This window comes from Serratia sp. K1WW1, assembly GCF_055790865.1.
The window spans coordinates 454,333-470,149 of sequence record NZ_CM147697.1; the positions used below are offsets into that span (position 1 = coordinate 454,333).

12 protein-coding genes and 1 rRNA gene are annotated in these 15,817 nt (G+C 55.1%); 10 read left to right on the forward strand and 3 right to left on the reverse strand.

Going from position 1 to position 15,817, the window contains the following annotated elements; genetic code table 11:
• Nucleotides 1-108: 108 nt before the first annotated feature.
• Together tatD and hemB are read left to right on the forward strand one after the other, a co-directional pair.
• Complete coding sequence (gene tatD / locus ACX9GU_RS02100; RefSeq protein WP_059201910.1) at nt 109-891, forward strand: 3'-5' ssDNA/RNA exonuclease TatD; 783 nt, start codon at nt 109-111, stop codon at nt 889-891.
• A gap of 14 nt (nt 892-905) precedes the next feature.
• Complete coding sequence (gene hemB / locus ACX9GU_RS02105; protein WP_021181463.1) at nt 906-1,928, forward strand: porphobilinogen synthase; 1,023 nt, start codon at nt 906-908, stop codon at nt 1,926-1,928.
• Between the two features lie 42 nt (nt 1,929-1,970).
• On the opposite strand, the gene rfaH is transcribed toward hemB, so the two are convergent.
• Nucleotides 1,971-2,459, reverse strand: coding sequence for a transcription/translation regulatory transformer protein RfaH (rfaH, locus tag ACX9GU_RS02110; RefSeq protein WP_021181462.1), 489 nt, complete (start codon nt 2,457-2,459; stop codon nt 1,971-1,973).
• A 242-nt stretch (nt 2,460-2,701) separates the two neighbouring features.
• On the opposite strand from rfaH, the gene pepE reads away from it, so the two are divergent.
• The 3 genes from pepE (at nt 2,702) to fre (ending at nt 5,866) form a co-directional block, all read left to right on the forward strand.
• Complete coding sequence (pepE, locus tag ACX9GU_RS02115; protein ID WP_024485470.1) at nt 2,702-3,427, forward strand: dipeptidase PepE; 726 nt, start codon at nt 2,702-2,704, stop codon at nt 3,425-3,427.
• A 212-nt stretch (nt 3,428-3,639) separates the two neighbouring features.
• Nucleotides 3,640-5,136, forward strand: a complete 1,497-nt coding sequence (gene ubiD, locus ACX9GU_RS02120) for a 4-hydroxy-3-polyprenylbenzoate decarboxylase (RefSeq protein WP_473193718.1) — start codon at nt 3,640-3,642, stop codon at nt 5,134-5,136.
• A 28-nt stretch (nt 5,137-5,164) separates the two neighbouring features.
• Nucleotides 5,165-5,866, forward strand: coding sequence for an NAD(P)H-flavin reductase (gene fre, locus ACX9GU_RS02125; protein WP_473193719.1), 702 nt, complete (start codon nt 5,165-5,167; stop codon nt 5,864-5,866).
• A 152-nt stretch (nt 5,867-6,018) separates the two neighbouring features.
• On the opposite strand, the gene fadA is transcribed toward fre, so the two are convergent.
• Nucleotides 6,019-7,182 carry an acetyl-CoA C-acyltransferase FadA gene (fadA, locus tag ACX9GU_RS02130; protein WP_473193720.1) on the reverse strand — a complete coding sequence of 388 codons (1,164 nt, stop codon included), beginning with the start codon at nt 7,180-7,182 and terminating at the stop codon, nt 6,019-6,021.
• 10 nt (nt 7,183-7,192) lie between these two features.
• Nucleotides 7,193-9,385 carry a fatty acid oxidation complex subunit alpha FadB gene (fadB, locus tag ACX9GU_RS02135; RefSeq protein WP_473193721.1) on the reverse strand — a complete coding sequence of 731 codons (2,193 nt, stop codon included), beginning with the start codon at nt 9,383-9,385 and terminating at the stop codon, nt 7,193-7,195.
• A 320-nt stretch (nt 9,386-9,705) separates the two neighbouring features.
• On the opposite strand from fadB, the gene pepQ reads away from it, so the two are divergent.
• From pepQ to ACX9GU_RS02160, 5 genes are all read left to right on the forward strand, one after another.
• The gene (gene pepQ / locus ACX9GU_RS02140; RefSeq protein WP_473193722.1) at nt 9,706-11,037 is read left to right on the forward strand and encodes a Xaa-Pro dipeptidase; all 1,332 of its coding nucleotides are present in this window, start codon (nt 9,706-9,708) and stop codon (nt 11,035-11,037) included.
• Complete coding sequence (locus tag ACX9GU_RS02145) at nt 11,037-11,651, forward strand: IMPACT family protein (RefSeq protein WP_473193723.1); 615 nt, start codon at nt 11,037-11,039, stop codon at nt 11,649-11,651. The genes pepQ and ACX9GU_RS02145 overlap by 1 nt, the downstream gene beginning before the upstream one ends.
• Before the next feature lie 35 nt (nt 11,652-11,686).
• Nucleotides 11,687-13,138: a Trk system potassium transporter TrkH gene (gene trkH / locus ACX9GU_RS02150; RefSeq protein ID WP_473193724.1), complete on the forward strand. Its 1,452-nt coding sequence runs from the start codon at nt 11,687-11,689 to the stop codon at nt 13,136-13,138.
• A 23-nt stretch (nt 13,139-13,161) separates the two neighbouring features.
• Nucleotides 13,162-13,695 carry a menaquinone-dependent protoporphyrinogen IX dehydrogenase gene (hemG, locus tag ACX9GU_RS02155; RefSeq protein WP_473193725.1) on the forward strand — a complete coding sequence of 178 codons (534 nt, stop codon included), beginning with the start codon at nt 13,162-13,164 and terminating at the stop codon, nt 13,693-13,695.
• A 444-nt stretch (nt 13,696-14,139) separates the two neighbouring features.
• A 16S ribosomal RNA gene (locus tag ACX9GU_RS02160) occupies nt 14,140-15,680 on the forward strand.
• Nucleotides 15,681-15,817: the final 137 nt, after the last annotated feature.

The following is a 15,817-nucleotide window of genomic DNA, read 5'->3' on the forward strand; positions in this document are numbered from 1 at the left end:
GGACAGCTCCCTCTCCCTGAGGGAGAGGGTTGGGGTGAGGGGGAAATAGCGATTGCCAGAAAACTGACAAGCATTATCCCGATCGGCGGCTTTTGCTTTGGAAAAACCATGTTTGATATTGGCGTCAACCTTACCAGCTCCCAATTTGCCAAAGATGCCACACAGGTGGTTGAGCGAGCCAAAACCGCAGGCGTGACGGGGATGCTGATCACCGGCACCAACGCGCAGCAAAGCGAGGCGGCCAGTCACCTGGCCCGTGCGCATAGTGGCTATTGCTGGTCTACGGCTGGCGTGCATCCGCATGATGCCAGCAGTTGGAACGATGAGGTCGCGCAGCACATTCACCGGTTGGCATCGCAGCCCTTCGTTGCAGCCATTGGTGAATGTGGGCTGGACTTTAACCGCAACTTTTCTACCCCGGAACAGCAGGAAGTGGCTTTCAACGCCCAGTTGGCATTGGCCGCCGAGCTCAATATGCCGGTCTTCCTGCATTGTCGCGACGCACACGCACGTTTTGTTGCACTGCTGACCCCTTGGTTGGATAAACTGCCCGCCGCAGTCGTGCATTGCTTCACCGGCAGCGCCGAAGAGTTACAGGACTGTCTGGCGCTGGGGCTGTCGATCGGTATCACCGGTTGGGTTTGTGATGAGCGCCGGGGTCTGGAACTGCGTGCCTTGTTACCCCAAATCCCGGCCGATCGTTTGCTGCTGGAAACCGATGCCCCCTATTTGTTGCCCCGGGATTTACACCCGAAACCTGCATCTCGCCGCAACGAACCCTGTTTTCTGCCCCATATCATTCGGCAGGTTGCGACCTGGCGCGAAGAAGATCCCGCGTGGCTGGGCCAGAAAACTGATGAGAACGCCCGCCGGTTATTCCGGCTGGTCTGAGTTAGGAGAAAATTATGAGCTATGCATTTCCGGGCACCTTCCCTGGTCGCCGTATGCGCCGTGTGCGCCGTCATGACTTCAGCCGCCGTTTGGTCGCCGAGAATCAGGTAACGGTCAATGACCTGATCTACCCGGTATTTGTCATGGAAGGCAGCAACCGTCAGGAAGCCGTTTCCTCGATGCCTGGCGTATCGCGCATGAGCATCGATCTGCTGATCAAAGAGGCAGAAGCCATTGCCAAGCTCGGCGTGCCGGTGATCTCCCTGTTCCCGGTGATTGAGCCTGGCCTGAAGTCGCTGCATGCCGAGGAAGCCTACAACCCGGATGGTTTGGTGCAGCGCACCGTGCGTGCGTTGAAAGATGCCGTGCCGGAGCTGGGGATCCTGACCGATGTGGCGCTCGACCCGTATACGACCCATGGGCAGGACGGCGTGATCGACGAACATGGCTACGTGATCAACGACATCAGCAAAGAAATTCTGGTTCGCCAGGCGCTATCTCACGCTGAAGCCGGTGCCGAAATCGTGGCTCCCAGCGATATGATGGATGGCCGCATCGGCGCGATCCGCGATCAACTCGAGCTGCAAGGCCTGGTGAATACCCAGATCATGGCGTATTCCGCCAAATATGCCTCATGCTATTACGGCCCGTTCCGTGATGCGCTCGGCTCCACCGGTAACCTGAAAGGCGGCAACAAGAAAACCTATCAGATGGATCCAGCCAACGGCGACGAAGCCCTGCAAGAGATTGCTCAGGATCTGCAGGAAGGCGCGGATATGGTGATGGTGAAGCCGGGGATGCCGTATTTGGACGTGGTGCGGCGTGTGAAAGATACCTTCGGGGTGCCGACCTTCGCCTATCAGGTGTCGGGCGAATATGCGATGCATATGGCGGCGATCCAGAACGGCTGGCTGCAGGAGCAACCGGCGGTGATGGAGTCCTTGCTGTGCTTTAAGCGTGCCGGGGCTGATGGTGTGCTGACCTACTTCGCCAAGCGTGTCGCCCAGTGGCTGCATGATGATGCGATGCGCCGTTAATCGGTAGCAGACAAAACAGGCACCCAAGGGTGCCTGTTTGCATTACAGCTTCTGGAACTGCCGGTTATCGATGCTCTGATTAATCTGCTTGTTGATCAGATTCAGCAGCAGCATCGAGCGGGCTTCACCGTCGGGTTCGGTGTAGATCGCATGTAGGCCCTCGAACACGCCATCGGTGATCAACACCGTATCGCCCGGCTGCGGGGTCTCTGGATCCACATAGTATTCTTCGCTATGCGTCTGGAGCTCTTCGATAACCTGTAAAGGTATCTGGGTCGGTAAGGCTCCAAATCGCACAAAGTGGCTGACACCACGGGTTGCGCTGATCGTGGTGGTGTGAATACGTTCCGGATCGAATTCAACAAACAGGTAGTTGGGAAACAGCGGTTCGCTAACGGCGGTACGCTTGCCACGCACGATTTTCTCCAACGTAATCATTGGGCTCAGGCAGTTGACGGCTTGCCTTACCAGGTGTTCCTGGGCCCGCAACAGCTGGCCGCGCTTACAATAAAGTAAATACCAAGATTCCATAGTTTCACATGCCTTTCTGTCAGCCGTTAAGCATACCAAAAGCCACTACGGATACCTAGTGACGCAAGCGTTCATCTTGTTGCCATGAGTTGCGGCAATCCACGGTAGCCAGCATAAAATCACATATTTGTTTACCTGATTCAGGTATAACAATAGGCCTCAAATTTACGACTGTCACAATATGGTGGGCAAGCCTGACCCTCAATGTGACGCCTTTATCATTCTTGCACTGAGGGAGAGACATGGAGCTATTTTTGCTAAGTAACGGCAAGCTTTCCGGCGAGGCCGAACTGCTCGGTTATGCCAAGAGCCAGCTGTTGGCCATGATTGAACGCCGGAACATTACGTCGGCCGTATTTATTCCTTATGCCATGATCCGCGGTGATTACGACCAGCGCGCGGGGGAACTGTCGCAGACGTTGGGTATCAAGGTCACCAGCATCCACCACGCCGAGTCTCCGGCAGAGGCGATCGCACAGGCCGAGTGTATTTTGGTCAGCGGTGGCAATACCTGGATGCTGAACCAGATGCTGCATGAAAATGGCCTGATTGTGCCAATCCAGCGTGCGGTGCGTGAGCGCGAAGTGCCTTATGTAGGTTGGAGCGCTGGCTGTAACGTGGCGACGCCGAGCATCCGTACCACCAACGATATGCCGGTACGCAACAGCGTCGTGTTGCCTGCGCTGGGGCTGTTCCCGGTCCAGATCAACCCACATTACATCGATGCCCACATCAGCGGCCACATGGGTGAAACCCGTGATGAGCGCCTGGCTGAGTTCTGTGCGGTGAACCCAAGCGAGTCGGTTGTTGCTCTGCGCGAAGGCAGCCTGCTGCACGTCTGCGGCAACGATCTGCGCTACTTCAGCGCCAGGGAGCAGGGCTTTAAAGTGTTCCGCCACGGGGTAGAGATACAGGAATATCATGATACTTTGGCGCTGCGCTCGTTGGTGCCGTTCATCTGCCATTGATAAACCGAAGGGGGCGCAGCATGCGGCGCCCCTACAGATTCAGCATTGTGGTGACAACCCAAACTAGTAGCGCTAATGTGGGCAGATTGGCTAGAATTTGTTAATCTATCCGTTGCTGTGAAACGCCTTAAAATCAGCCAGTTAATTAAACGTCGAACCCCCTTGAGATTTTCAGGGCTCGTCGTTTAAATCTTCTATAAATCAATGGTGTAATGGCTTGCATGAAATACCGTGACCTACGCGATTTCCTCTCGTTGCTGGAAAAGAGAGGGGAACTAAAACGCATCAGCCAGCCGATTGATCCCTATCTGGAAATGACAGAAATTGCCGATCGTACGCTGCGAGCAGGCGGCCCGGCGTTGCTGTTCGAAAATCCGAAAGGCTACGATATGCCGGTGCTCTGTAACCTGTTCGGCACGCCCAAGCGGGTGGCGATGGGGATGGGGCAGGAAGACGTCAGTGCGCTGCGCGAAGTGGGCAAGCTGTTGGCGTTCCTCAAAGAGCCGGAGCCACCGAAGGGCTTTCGCGATCTGTTCGACAAGGTCCCCAAATTCAAGCAAGTGCTGAATATGCCGACCAAGGTGCTGGGCTCTGCCCCGTGCCAAGAGCAGGTGTGGCAAGGGGAAGATGTCGATCTCGGCCGTATTCCGGTGATGCACTGCTGGCCGGAAGATGCCGCCCCGCTGGTCACCTGGGGGCTGACGGTTACCCGTGGCCCGCACAAAGAGCGCCAGAATCTGGGTATCTATCGCCAGCAGGTGTTGGGCAAGAACAAGCTGATTATGCGCTGGCTTTCGCACCGTGGTGGCGCGCTAGATTATCAGGAGTGGTGTCAGGCACATCCGGGTGAACGTTTTCCGGTTGCCGTTGCGCTGGGGGCCGATCCTGCCACCATTTTGGGCGCGGTGACGCCGGTGCCGGATAACCTGTCCGAATATGCCTTTGCCGGGCTATTGCGTGGCAACAAGACCGAAGTGGTCAAATGTCTGTCCTGCGATCTCGAGGTTCCCGCCAGCGCGGAAATTGTGCTGGAAGGCTATATCGAGCAAGGGGAACTGGCACCGGAAGGCCCGTATGGCGATCACACCGGTTACTATAACGAGATCGACCACTTCCCCGTCTTTACCGTGACCCATATTACCCAACGGCGCAACGCGATTTATCACTCGACCTATACTGGTCGCCCGCCGGATGAACCTGCGGTGATGGGAGTGGCGCTGAACGAAGTGTTCGTGCCGATCCTGCAAAAACAGTTCCCGGAAATCGTCGATTTCTACCTGCCGCCGGAAGGGTGTTCCTATCGCCTGGCGGTGGTGACCATCAAAAAACAGTACGCAGGGCACGCCAAACGCGTAATGATGGGGGTCTGGTCTTTCCTACGCCAATTTATGTATACCAAGTTTGTCATCGTATGCGATGACGACGTGAATGCGCGTGACTGGAATGACGTAATTTGGGCGATCACCACTCGAATGGATCCGGCAAGGGATACCGTTTTAGTGGAGAATACGCCGATTGATTACCTGGACTTCGCCTCGCCGGTTTCCGGACTGGGATCGAAGATGGGCCTGGATGCCACCAATAAATGGCCGGGAGAAACCCAACGAGAGTGGGGCCGTCCGATCAAGATGGATGAGAAAGTGCGTGCGCGCATCGACGACATCTGGGATGAGCTCGCCATATTCAGTGACCGAGAACCGACGCTCTAGCGCCAGTGATGACCCGACAGAGGAACGCATGACAATCCTGAGCTGTAAAGTGACCTCCGTAGAGGCCATTACCGATACCGTTTATCGGGTACGTTTGGTGCCAGAGGCACCGTTTTCGTTCAAAGCAGGGCAATACCTGATGGTCGTGATGGATGAGCGTGATAAACGCCCGTTCTCAGTGGCCTCGACGCCAGCACAGCAAGACTATATCGAGCTGCATATTGGTGCTTCTGAACTGAACCTGTATGCCATGGCGGTGATGGATCGGGTGCTGAAAGAGCAGGCCATTACCGTAGATATTCCGCATGGTGAAGCCTGGCTGCGTGAAGAGGGCGAGCGCCCGCTGGTGTTGATTGCCGGCGGTACCGGGTTCTCTTACGCGCGCTCGATTTTGCTGACGGCGCTGGAGCGCCAGCCAGACCGTGATATCTCGATTTACTGGGGTGGGCGTGAGCTGAAGCATCTTTATGATCTCAGCGAGCTAGAGGCAATTTCACTGCAATACCCAAATCTGAAGGTTATCCCGGTGGTTGAACAGCCGGAAGACGACTGGCGTGGCCGCAGTGGCACGGTGCTGAGCGCCGTGTTACAGGATTTTGGCTCGCTGGCGGAGCATGATATCTATATCGCAGGTCGTTTCGAGATGGCGAAAATTGCCCGTGAGCGTTTCTGTGCCGAGCGTGGCGCGCTGGAAGCGCATATGTTTGGAGATGCTTTCGCGTTTATCTGATTGTACGCGCAGCATTAAAGACGGGGTGGCCAAATGCTGCCCCGTTTTTTTTGATACCGAATTTCAGGCATAAAAAAACCCGCCCCTGACAGGCGGGAAGTACGGCAACAAAACCTTTGGGATGCCCTTTTGGGGCATCTAATCAGACACAGCTAAACGCGTTCAAATACCGTGGCGATCCCTTGACCCAGGCCGATACACATGGTGGCCAGACCAAACTGCACGTCACGGCGTTCCATATTATTCAGCAGGGTGGTGGAGATACGGGAGCCGGAGCAGCCTAATGGGTGGCCCAGGGCAATCGCACCGCCGTTAAGGTTGATCTTATCGTCCATGCTTTCCAGCAGCCCCAGATCTTTAATACAGGGCAGCGACTGGGCGGCAAAGGCCTCATTCAATTCAAACAGATCGATATCCTGCACGCTCAGACCGGCGCGTTTAAGCGCGAGTTTGCTGGCAGGCACCGGACCATAGCCCATGATCGAAGGATCGCATCCAACGACCGCCATTGAACGGATGCGGGCACGAGCCTTCAGTCCGAGTGACTTGGCACGGGATTCGCTCATGATAAGCATGGCGGAAGCGCCGTCAGACAGTGCGGAAGAGGTGCCTGCGGTGACGGTGCCGTTGACCGGGTCAAACGCCGGGCGCAATGCCGCCAGGCTGGCAACGGTGGTTTCCGGGCGGATCACTTCGTCATAATCGTAACGAGTCAGTACGCCGCCGGCGTCATGGCCGGTGGTGGGGATAATTTCGTTTTTGAAATAGCCGGCCAACGTAGCGGCATGGGCACGTTGGTGGGAGCGGGCTGCAAATTCATCCTGCATTTCGCGGCTGATATTATGCATTTTGGCCAGCATTTCTGCGGTCAGGCCCATCATCCCGGCGGCTTTTGCCACGGTGCGGCTCAGGCCTGGATGGAAGTCTACGCCGTGGTTCATCGGGACGTGGCCCATATGTTCCACTCCGCCAATCAGGCTGACCTGTGCGTCACCAACCATGATTGCGCGGGCTGCGTCGTGCAAGGCCTGCATCGAAGAACCACACAGGCGGTTCACCGTTACCGCTGGCACACGATGTGGGATCTCGGCCAGCAGCGCGGCGTTACGGGCAATATTGAAGCCTTGTTCCAGCGTTTGCTGCACGCAGCCCCAGTAAATATCATCAATCTCGGCGGCATTCAGCGCCGGGTTACGGCTCAGCACGGCACGCATCAGATGAGCAGAAAGATCTTCCGCGCGTACCTGGCGGAAAGCGCCGCCTTTCGAGCGGCCCATCGGCGTACGTACGGCATCAACAATAACTACGTTTTCCATCTTTATAACCTCATGCCGGTTGGCCAGTGGAGATATCAGACAGCGCCGCTGTCGCCACCGGGTAGTAGCTTTCATTACGTTCCGCCTTGGCACGCAGGCCGGCTGGCACTTGATACAGCGCCCCCAGGTTAGCGTAACGTTGGGCCATTTCGACGTAATTGGCGGTGCCGAGCGTATCCAGATAGCGGAATGCGCCACCGTGGAACGGCGGGAAGCCGATGCCGTAAACCAATGCCATATCCGCTTCTGCCGGGCTGGCCACAATGCCTTCTTCCAGGCAGCGTACCACTTCGTTGATCATCGGGATCATCATGCGGGCGATGATCTCTTCACTGCTGAAGGTCTGTGCCGACGCGCTCACGGTTGCCAGCAGAGTGTCGGTTTGCTCGTCGTTATCTTTACGCGGCTTGCCTTTGCTATCCTGGCTGTAGCGGTAGAAGCCCAGCTGGTTTTTCTGGCCGAAGCGTTGGTTATCGAACATCACGTCGATCGCATCGCGGTAATTTTTACTCATGCGTTCAGGGAAACCGTTGGCCATCACCGCCTGGGCATGGTGCGCGGTATCAATACCGACTACATCCAACAGATACGCCGGGCCCATCGGCCAGCCAAACTGTTTCTCCATCACTTTGTCGATCTGACGGAAGTCGGCGCCGTCGCGCAGTAGTTGACTGAACCCGGCAAAATACGGGAACAGCACGCGGTTAACGAAGAACCCAGGGCAATCATTGACCACGATCGGCGTTTTGCCCATGCGGGTGGCGTAGGCCACCACGGCGGCGATGGTGCTGTCGCTGGTGTGTTCACCGCGGATTATCTCAACCAACGGCATACGGTGCACCGGGTTGAAGAAATGCATACCGCAGAAGTTTTGCGGGCGCTTCAACGATTTTGCCAGGTGATTGATCGGGATGGTTGAGGTATTGGAGGCCAGTACGGTATCTTCGCCGATCAGGGCTTCCACTTCAGACAACACCGCCGCTTTTACCTTAGGATTTTCAACTACGGCCTCAACAATCAGTTGGGCGCGTTCGATACCGGCATAGTCCAGCGTTGGCTGGATGGTTGACAGCACCTGTGCCATCTTCAGGCCATCCAGTTTGCCGCGCTCCAGCTGTTTATTCAGCAGCTTGGCCGCTTCATTCATGCCGAGAGTCAGGGATTTGTCGCTGATGTCCTTCATGATCACCGGTACACCTTTCAGCGCGGATTGGTAGGCGATGCCGCCCCCCATAATCCCGGCACCCAGAACGGCAGCCTGTTTCGGAGCTTCAACGTTCTTGGCCAATTTTTTCGCCTGGCCTTTCACGAACTGATCGTTGAGGAAAATGCCCACCAGGGCGCGCGCTTCGTTAGAGCGGGCCAAAGGCACAAAGCTGGCGGTTTCCAGTTTCAACGCTTCGTCACGGCCAAGCTTGGCGGCGGCTTCGATGGTTTTTACCGCGGTCATCGGCGCAGGATAATGTTTCCCGGCAGTTTGCATCACCATGCCTTTGGCAGTGGTGAAACTCATTGCTGCTTCGATTGGGCTCAGTTTCAGCGGCTCCAGCTTCGGCTGACGGTAGGCGCGCCAGTCAAGTTGGCCGTCGATCGCCTGTTGCAGTACTTTCAGCGCGGCTTCCACCAGTTTCTCCGGTGCGACCACGGCATCGACCAGGCCGATTTTCAGCGCGTCTTTCGCGCCGATATCTTTCCCGGCGGCAATGATTTCCAGCGCGCTGTCGTTACCCAGCAGGCGTGGCAGACGTACGGAACCCCCGAATCCTGGCATGATGCCCAGTTTGGTTTCCGGCAGACCGATGCGTGCGTCCGGAGAGGCGATACGGAAATCGGTCGCCAGGATGCATTCGCAGCCGCCGCCTAACGCGTAACCGTTAATGGCGGAGATAGTTGGCACCGGCAAATCTTCCAGCCGGTTAAAGATGGTATTGGCAAACACCAGCCATTCATGCAGCTTTTCAGCCGGTGCGGCAAACAGCGAGAGGAACTCGGTGATGTCGGCACCCACGATGAATGCGGATTTGGCAGAGCGCAGCAGCAGCCCTTTCAACTCGGTTTGCTGTTCCAGCACCTCGAGTGCGGCACCCAGGCTGGCAACGGTGCTGGTATCCAGCTTGTTGATCGGGCCTGGTGCGTTGAACACCAACTCGGCGATGCCGTTGTCGAGCCAGTGTACTTGTAATGTTTCGCCTTGGTAGAGCATGTCGATCTCCTGAATCAGCGCAGATGATCTGGTATGACCAGATGATGACGAGTGTGGTTTTTATGTTAATAAATTGCAAATAATAGATTGCATATTTGCAAACCGGATCACAGGGGGAATGGCTAATTGCTTGATACCCAATCAAGTTATTTTTCACCCCTGAGCGAGAAACTTTGGTGCGTAGCGGCCAAGTCGCCCGGGGATGTAATCTGTTTGCAGCGGTTTGCGAAGCACACCTCATGCAGGAGGTGATGGGGTTGGAGCGTGGGATCTGTGTGTTAAGATGGCTCATTCCGTTCTGAGGGCATAAGGGTACTGTGATGGAAACGCTGGCTTCTTTGTATAACGACCACTTGGCAACACTGCAACAACGAGCTCGTGAAGTATTAGAGCGCAACAATCTGGATGCATTGCTGATCCACTCAGGCGAGCTGCAACGGGTCTTTCTGGACGACCATAGCTACCCGTTTAAAGTGAACGCCAACTTCAAGGCGTGGGTGCCGGTAACGTCGGTGCCGAACTGCTGGTTGTGGGTGGACGGCGTTAACAAACCCAAGCTGTGGTTCTATTCCCCGGTGGATTACTGGCATAGCGTTGAACCGCTACCCAACAGCTTCTGGACCAAATCCATTGAACTGTTGCCGCTGACTAATGCCGATGATATCGCCAGCCAACTGCCGCAGCAGCGCGAGCGTGTAGGCTATATCGGCTATGCACAACAGCGGGCCCTCTCTCTTGGCATTGCGGCCGAGCACATCAATCCGCAAGCGGTGTTGAATTTCCTCGATTTCCGTCGCTCGATCAAAACCGGTTATGAACTGGCCTGCATGCGCGAAGCGCAGAAAACGGCCGTGATGGGGCACCGTGCCGCTCAAGAGGCCTTCCAGTCCGGTATGAGCGAGTTCGATATCAACCTGGCCTATCTGACCGCCACTGGCCATCGTGATACGGACGTGCCTTACGATAATATCGTGGCCCTGAATGAGCATGCGGCGGTGCTGCATTACACCAAGCTGGATCATCAACCTCCTGCCGAATCCCGCAGCTTCCTGATCGATGCAGGGGCGGAATACAACGGCTACGCTGCCGACCTGACTCGCACCTATGCGGCTCAGAGCGACAATGCATTCGCCCATCTGGTGAAAGACCTCAACAGTGAACAGCTTGCGCTGATAGATACCATCAAAGCCGGGGTGCGCTACACGGATTACCATGTACAGATGCATCAACGTATCGCCAAACTGTTGAAAAATCATAAGCTGGTAACGGGCATCAGCGAAGAAGCGATGGTCGAACAAGGCATCACCTGTCCATTCCTGCCGCACGGCTTAGGCCACCCGCTTGGTTTGCAGGTGCATGATGCCGCCGGGTTTATGCAGGATGAAAATGGTACTCATCTGGCAGCACCCGCAAAATATCCCTTCCTGCGCTGCACCCGTGTCATGCAACCAGGCATGGTGCTGACCATTGAGCCGGGCCTGTATTTCATTGAGTCCCTGTTGGCTCCTTGGCGTAGTGGCGAGTTCAGTAAACACTTTGCCTGGGATCGTATCGACGCGCTGAAACCTTACGGCGGTATCCGTATTGAGGACAATATCGTGATCCACGAAAAGCGTATTGAGAATATGACGCGCGATCTGAACCTGGCCTGATGCAGCCTTACCCCATTCCTGGCGCTGTCATCAGCGTCAGTGAAGAGATAAAGAAAAGCCGTTTCATCACTCTGCTGGCACCCACCTGCGGAGTTGAGGCGGCAAAAGCCTTTATCCAGCAGGTGCGTGACGAGCATCCAACGGCCCGGCACCATTGCTGGGCTTTTGTTGCCGGTGCACCGAATGATTCGCAGCAGTTGGGGTTTTCCGATGACGGTGAACCCTCCGGCACTGCGGGCAAACCTATCCTGAGCCAGCTAATGGGCAGTGGGATCGGTGAAATAACCGCGGTGGTAGTTCGCTACTATGGTGGGATCAAGCTGGGTACCGGTGGCCTGGTGCGGGCTTACGGTAGCGGTGTACAACAGGCGCTCAAGCAGTTGGTTGTCAGCTATAAGGTGCCGCAGCTCGAATATACTTTGCGGTGCGACTATGCTCAGCTGGCAATGGTAGAGAATTTGCTACAGCTTAGTGAAGGGCGGATTATGCATGGGGATTACGGTGCTGCCGTGGTGTTACATCTGGCGCTACCGGCCACGGGTACTGAGGCATTCGGGAATAAATTACGCGATCTCAGCCGCGGAAGTTTGCAATTAGTCCCTATATCGCAATAATTCCCACCAACTGAATTGTTAAGGATCGTGCTGAAATGCATTTTCGCGCCATAACCCGTATTGTGGGCCTGCTGGTTATCCTGTTTTCCGGGACAATGTTTATCCCTGGCCTGGTGGCATTGATATACCGCGACGGAGCGGGGCGGGCATTCAGCCAGACCTTCTTTGTAGCTGTGACCATTGGCTTGATGCTGTGGTGGCCAAACCGTAAGCAGAAGCATGAATTAAAGCCGCGTGAAGGTTTCCTGATTGTGGTGTTGTTCTGGACCGTGCTGGGCAGCGTGGGGGCATTGCCTTTCCTGTTTTCCGAACGGCCCAATCTCTCCCTGACGGACGCCTTTTTCGAATCCTTCTCGGGTTTAACCACCACCGGTGCCACCACCTTGGTCGGGTTAGACTCCTTGCCTAAAGCCATCTTATTCTACCGCCAGATGCTGCAATGGATGGGGGGGATGGGGATCATCGTGCTGGCCGTCGCCATACTGCCTATCCTTGGCGTAGGGGGGATGCAGCTATACCGTGCGGAAATGCCCGGCCCATTGAAAGACAACAAAATGCGCCCGCGTATTGCCGAAACGGCCAAGACCTTGTGGCTGATTTACGTACTGCTGACCATCGCCTGCGCGCTGGCATTATGGGGCGCCGGAATGTCGGTGTTTGATGCTATCGGCCATAGCTTCTCAACTATCGCCATTGGGGGCTTCTCAACGCATGATGCCAGCGTGGGTTACTTTGCCAGCCCAGCCATCAACACCATCATCGCGGTTTTCCTGCTGATCTCCGGTTGTAACTACGGCCTGCACTTTGCCTTGCTCAGCGGGCGCAGCTTGAAAGTGTACTGGCGCGATCCGGAATTTCGCATGTTTATCGCCGTGCAGTTCACGCTGGTGGCGGTATGTACCGTGGTGCTGTGGTGGCACGGTATATATAGAAGCGGCATGGAAACGCTTAATCAGGCTTTCTTCCAGGTGGTGTCGATGGCAACCACCGCAGGGTTTACCACCGACAGCATCGCCAAATGGCCACTGTTCTTACCAATGCTCCTGCTCTGTTCTGCCTTTATCGGTGGCTGCGCGGGTTCAACGGGCGGTGGCTTGAAAGTGATCCGCATCCTGCTGCTGTACCTACAAGGGTCGCGTGAGTTGAAGCGGTTGGTGCATCCAAATGCGGTTTACACCATCAAGTTAGGCAACCGCGCGTTGCCGGAGCGTATTCTTGAAGCGGTGTGGGGGTTCTTCTCCGCTTATGCATTGGTATTTATCGTCAGCATGCTGGCCATTATCGCCACTGGCGTGGACGAGTTCTCGGCCTTTGCCGCGGTAACGGCTACGCTTAACAATCTGGGGCCGGGCCTCGGCGTTGTCGCCGATAACTTTACCACCATGCCGCCACCGGCAAAGTGGGTTCTGGTCTTGACCATGCTGTTTGGCCGTTTGGAAGTGTTTACGCTGCTGGTTCTCTTCACACCGACTTTCTGGCGTGAATAAATGTATCTACGAGGAGTAACGCCATGAAGGCACTGATTCTCTATTCTGGCCGTGACGGACAAACGCACTCTATAGCTGCTTATATAGCTAACCAGTTGCAGGATACCTTGAACTGCGACGTTATCGATCTGCAGCAGGCTGAGCATATCGAGCTTGGGCAGTACCAACAGGTACTTATAGGGGCTTCGATACGCTACGGGCATTTTAATACGGCATTACACCGATTTGTGAAGCGCCACGCTGATCAGTTGAATCAGATGCCTAGCGCGTTCTTCGCGGTTAACCTGACGGCACGCAAACCGGAAAAGCGTTCGCCGCAAACCAACGCCTACACCCGCAAGTTCTTATTGTCATCACCTTGGCAGCCGAAACAGTGCGCCGTGTTTGCCGGTGCGCTGCGTTATCCGCGTTACCGCTGGTTCGATCGCGTCATGATCCGCTTTATCATGAAAATGACCGGGGGAGAGACGGATACCAGTAAAGAAGTGGAATATACAGATTGGCAGCAGGTGGACCGTTTTTCCCAGGAATTCAGCCGCATCCAGTACGAAAAGTGATAGAAATGCTGCCTTGTGCAGCGTTTTGCCGAAAAAAGCCGCGCTTGAAAAGTTTTTTGAATTTAGGGGTTGCGCCCTTCTGAGAACTCCCTATAATGCGCCTCCACTGACCGGGAACAACGACTCCTCTAACGAGAACCAGTCGCCCAGCCAGGAAGAAGCAACCCGGTGAAAACACCGTGTCTCGTAAGAGAAAAAGGTTGACTCTTCAGCGGGAAAGCGTAATATGCACCTCCCGCGTTACCGAGAAACTTCACGGTAACGAACGCTCTTTAACAATTTATCAGACAATCTGTGTGGGCACTCACAAGACGATATCCAGCTACTTCGGTAGCAAAAAAATATCAAGTCTTGAAGAGTGACCAAGCAGTAATTCATGCGAATGAATTATTACGAAAGTTAATTTTCGAGCATCGCTTCACGAGTTGAAGCAAATCAAGCTTTTAATTGAAGAGTTTGATCATGGCTCAGATTGAACGCTGGCGGCAGGCCTAACACATGCAAGTCGAGCGGTAGCACAGGGAGCTTGCTCCTGGGTGACGAGCGGCGGACGGGTGAGTAATGTCTGGGAAACTGCCCGATGGAGGGGGATAACTACTGGAAACGGTAGCTAATACCGCATAACGTCTTCGGACCAAAGTGGGGGACCTTCGGGCCTCACACCATCGGATGTGCCCAGATGGGATTAGCTAGTAGGTGAGGTAATGGCTCACCTAGGCGACGATCCCTAGCTGGTCTGAGAGGATGACCAGCCACACTGGAACTGAGACACGGTCCAGACTCCTACGGGAGGCAGCAGTGGGGAATATTGCACAATGGGCGCAAGCCTGATGCAGCCATGCCGCGTGTGTGAAGAAGGCCTTCGGGTTGTAAAGCACTTTCAGCGAGGAGGAAGGCCAATAGCTTAATACGCTGTTGGATTGACGTTACTCGCAGAAGAAGCACCGGCTAACTCCGTGCCAGCAGCCGCGGTAATACGGAGGGTGCAAGCGTTAATCGGAATTACTGGGCGTAAAGCGCACGCAGGCGGTTTGTTAAGTCAGATGTGAAATCCCCGAGCTTAACTTGGGAACTGCATTTGAAACTGGCAAGCTAGAGTCTTGTAGAGGGGGGTAGAATTCCAGGTGTAGCGGTGAAATGCGTAGAGATCTGGAGGAATACCGGTGGCGAAGGCGGCCCCCTGGACAAAGACTGACGCTCAGGTGCGAAAGCGTGGGGAGCAAACAGGATTAGATACCCTGGTAGTCCACGCTGTAAACGATGTCGACTTGGAGGTTGTGCCCTTGAGGCGTGGCTTCCGGAGCTAACGCGTTAAGTCGACCGCCTGGGGAGTACGGCCGCAAGGTTAAAACTCAAATGAATTGACGGGGGCCCGCACAAGCGGTGGAGCATGTGGTTTAATTCGATGCAACGCGAAGAACCTTACCTACTCTTGACATCCACAGAACTTTCCAGAGATGGATTGGTGCCTTCGGGAACTGTGAGACAGGTGCTGCATGGCTGTCGTCAGCTCGTGTTGTGAAATGTTGGGTTAAGTCCCGCAACGAGCGCAACCCTTATCCTTTGTTGCCAGCGCGTAATGGCGGGAACTCAAAGGAGACTGCCGGTGATAAACCGGAGGAAGGTGGGGATGACGTCAAGTCATCATGGCCCTTACGAGTAGGGCTACACACGTGCTACAATGGCATATACAAAGAGAAGCGAACTCGCGAGAGCAAGCGGACCTCATAAAGTATGTCGTAGTCCGGATCGGAGTCTGCAACTCGACTCCGTGAAGTCGGAATCGCTAGTAATCGTAGATCAGAATGCTACGGTGAATACGTTCCCGGGCCTTGTACACACCGCCCGTCACACCATGGGAGTGGGTTGCAAAAGAAGTAGGTAGCTTAACCTTCGGGAGGGCGCTTACCACTTTGTGATTCATGACTGGGGTGAAGTCGTAACAAGGTAACCGTAGGGGAACCTGCGGTTGGATCACCTCCTTACCTAAAGATATGCAGTTGAGTGCAGTGTCCACACAGATTGTCTGATGAAAAGTAATGAGCAAAGCGCTACCTGTTGATGTAATGAGTCTTCTGGACTCATGCTGATACGAGAAACGATTAAACCCTGGGTTTAATCG

What these genes read in the sequence shown, in the direction of transcription:
- pepQ (WP_473193722.1), top strand. Translation starts at nt 9,706, where the DNA reads ATGGAAACGCTGGCTTCTTTGTATAACGACCACTTGGCAACACTGCAA.
- hemG (WP_473193725.1), top strand. Translation starts at nt 13,162, where the DNA reads ATGAAGGCACTGATTCTCTATTCTGGCCGTGACGGACAAACGCACTCT.
- rfaH (WP_021181462.1), bottom strand. Translation starts at nt 2,459, where the DNA reads ATGGAATCTTGGTATTTACTTTATTGTAAGCGCGGCCAGCTGTTGCGG.
- ACX9GU_RS02145 (WP_473193723.1), top strand. Translation starts at nt 11,037, where the DNA reads ATGCAGCCTTACCCCATTCCTGGCGCTGTCATCAGCGTCAGTGAAGAG.
- fadB (WP_473193721.1), bottom strand. Translation starts at nt 9,385, where the DNA reads ATGCTCTACCAAGGCGAAACATTACAAGTACACTGGCTCGACAACGGC.
- fre (WP_473193719.1), top strand. Translation starts at nt 5,165, where the DNA reads ATGACAATCCTGAGCTGTAAAGTGACCTCCGTAGAGGCCATTACCGAT.
- ubiD (WP_473193718.1), top strand. Translation starts at nt 3,640, where the DNA reads ATGGCTTGCATGAAATACCGTGACCTACGCGATTTCCTCTCGTTGCTG.
- fadA (WP_473193720.1), bottom strand. Translation starts at nt 7,182, where the DNA reads ATGGAAAACGTAGTTATTGTTGATGCCGTACGTACGCCGATGGGCCGC.
- tatD (WP_059201910.1), top strand. Translation starts at nt 109, where the DNA reads ATGTTTGATATTGGCGTCAACCTTACCAGCTCCCAATTTGCCAAAGAT.
- trkH (WP_473193724.1), top strand. Translation starts at nt 11,687, where the DNA reads ATGCATTTTCGCGCCATAACCCGTATTGTGGGCCTGCTGGTTATCCTG.
- hemB (WP_021181463.1), top strand. Translation starts at nt 906, where the DNA reads ATGAGCTATGCATTTCCGGGCACCTTCCCTGGTCGCCGTATGCGCCGT.
- pepE (WP_024485470.1), top strand. Translation starts at nt 2,702, where the DNA reads ATGGAGCTATTTTTGCTAAGTAACGGCAAGCTTTCCGGCGAGGCCGAA.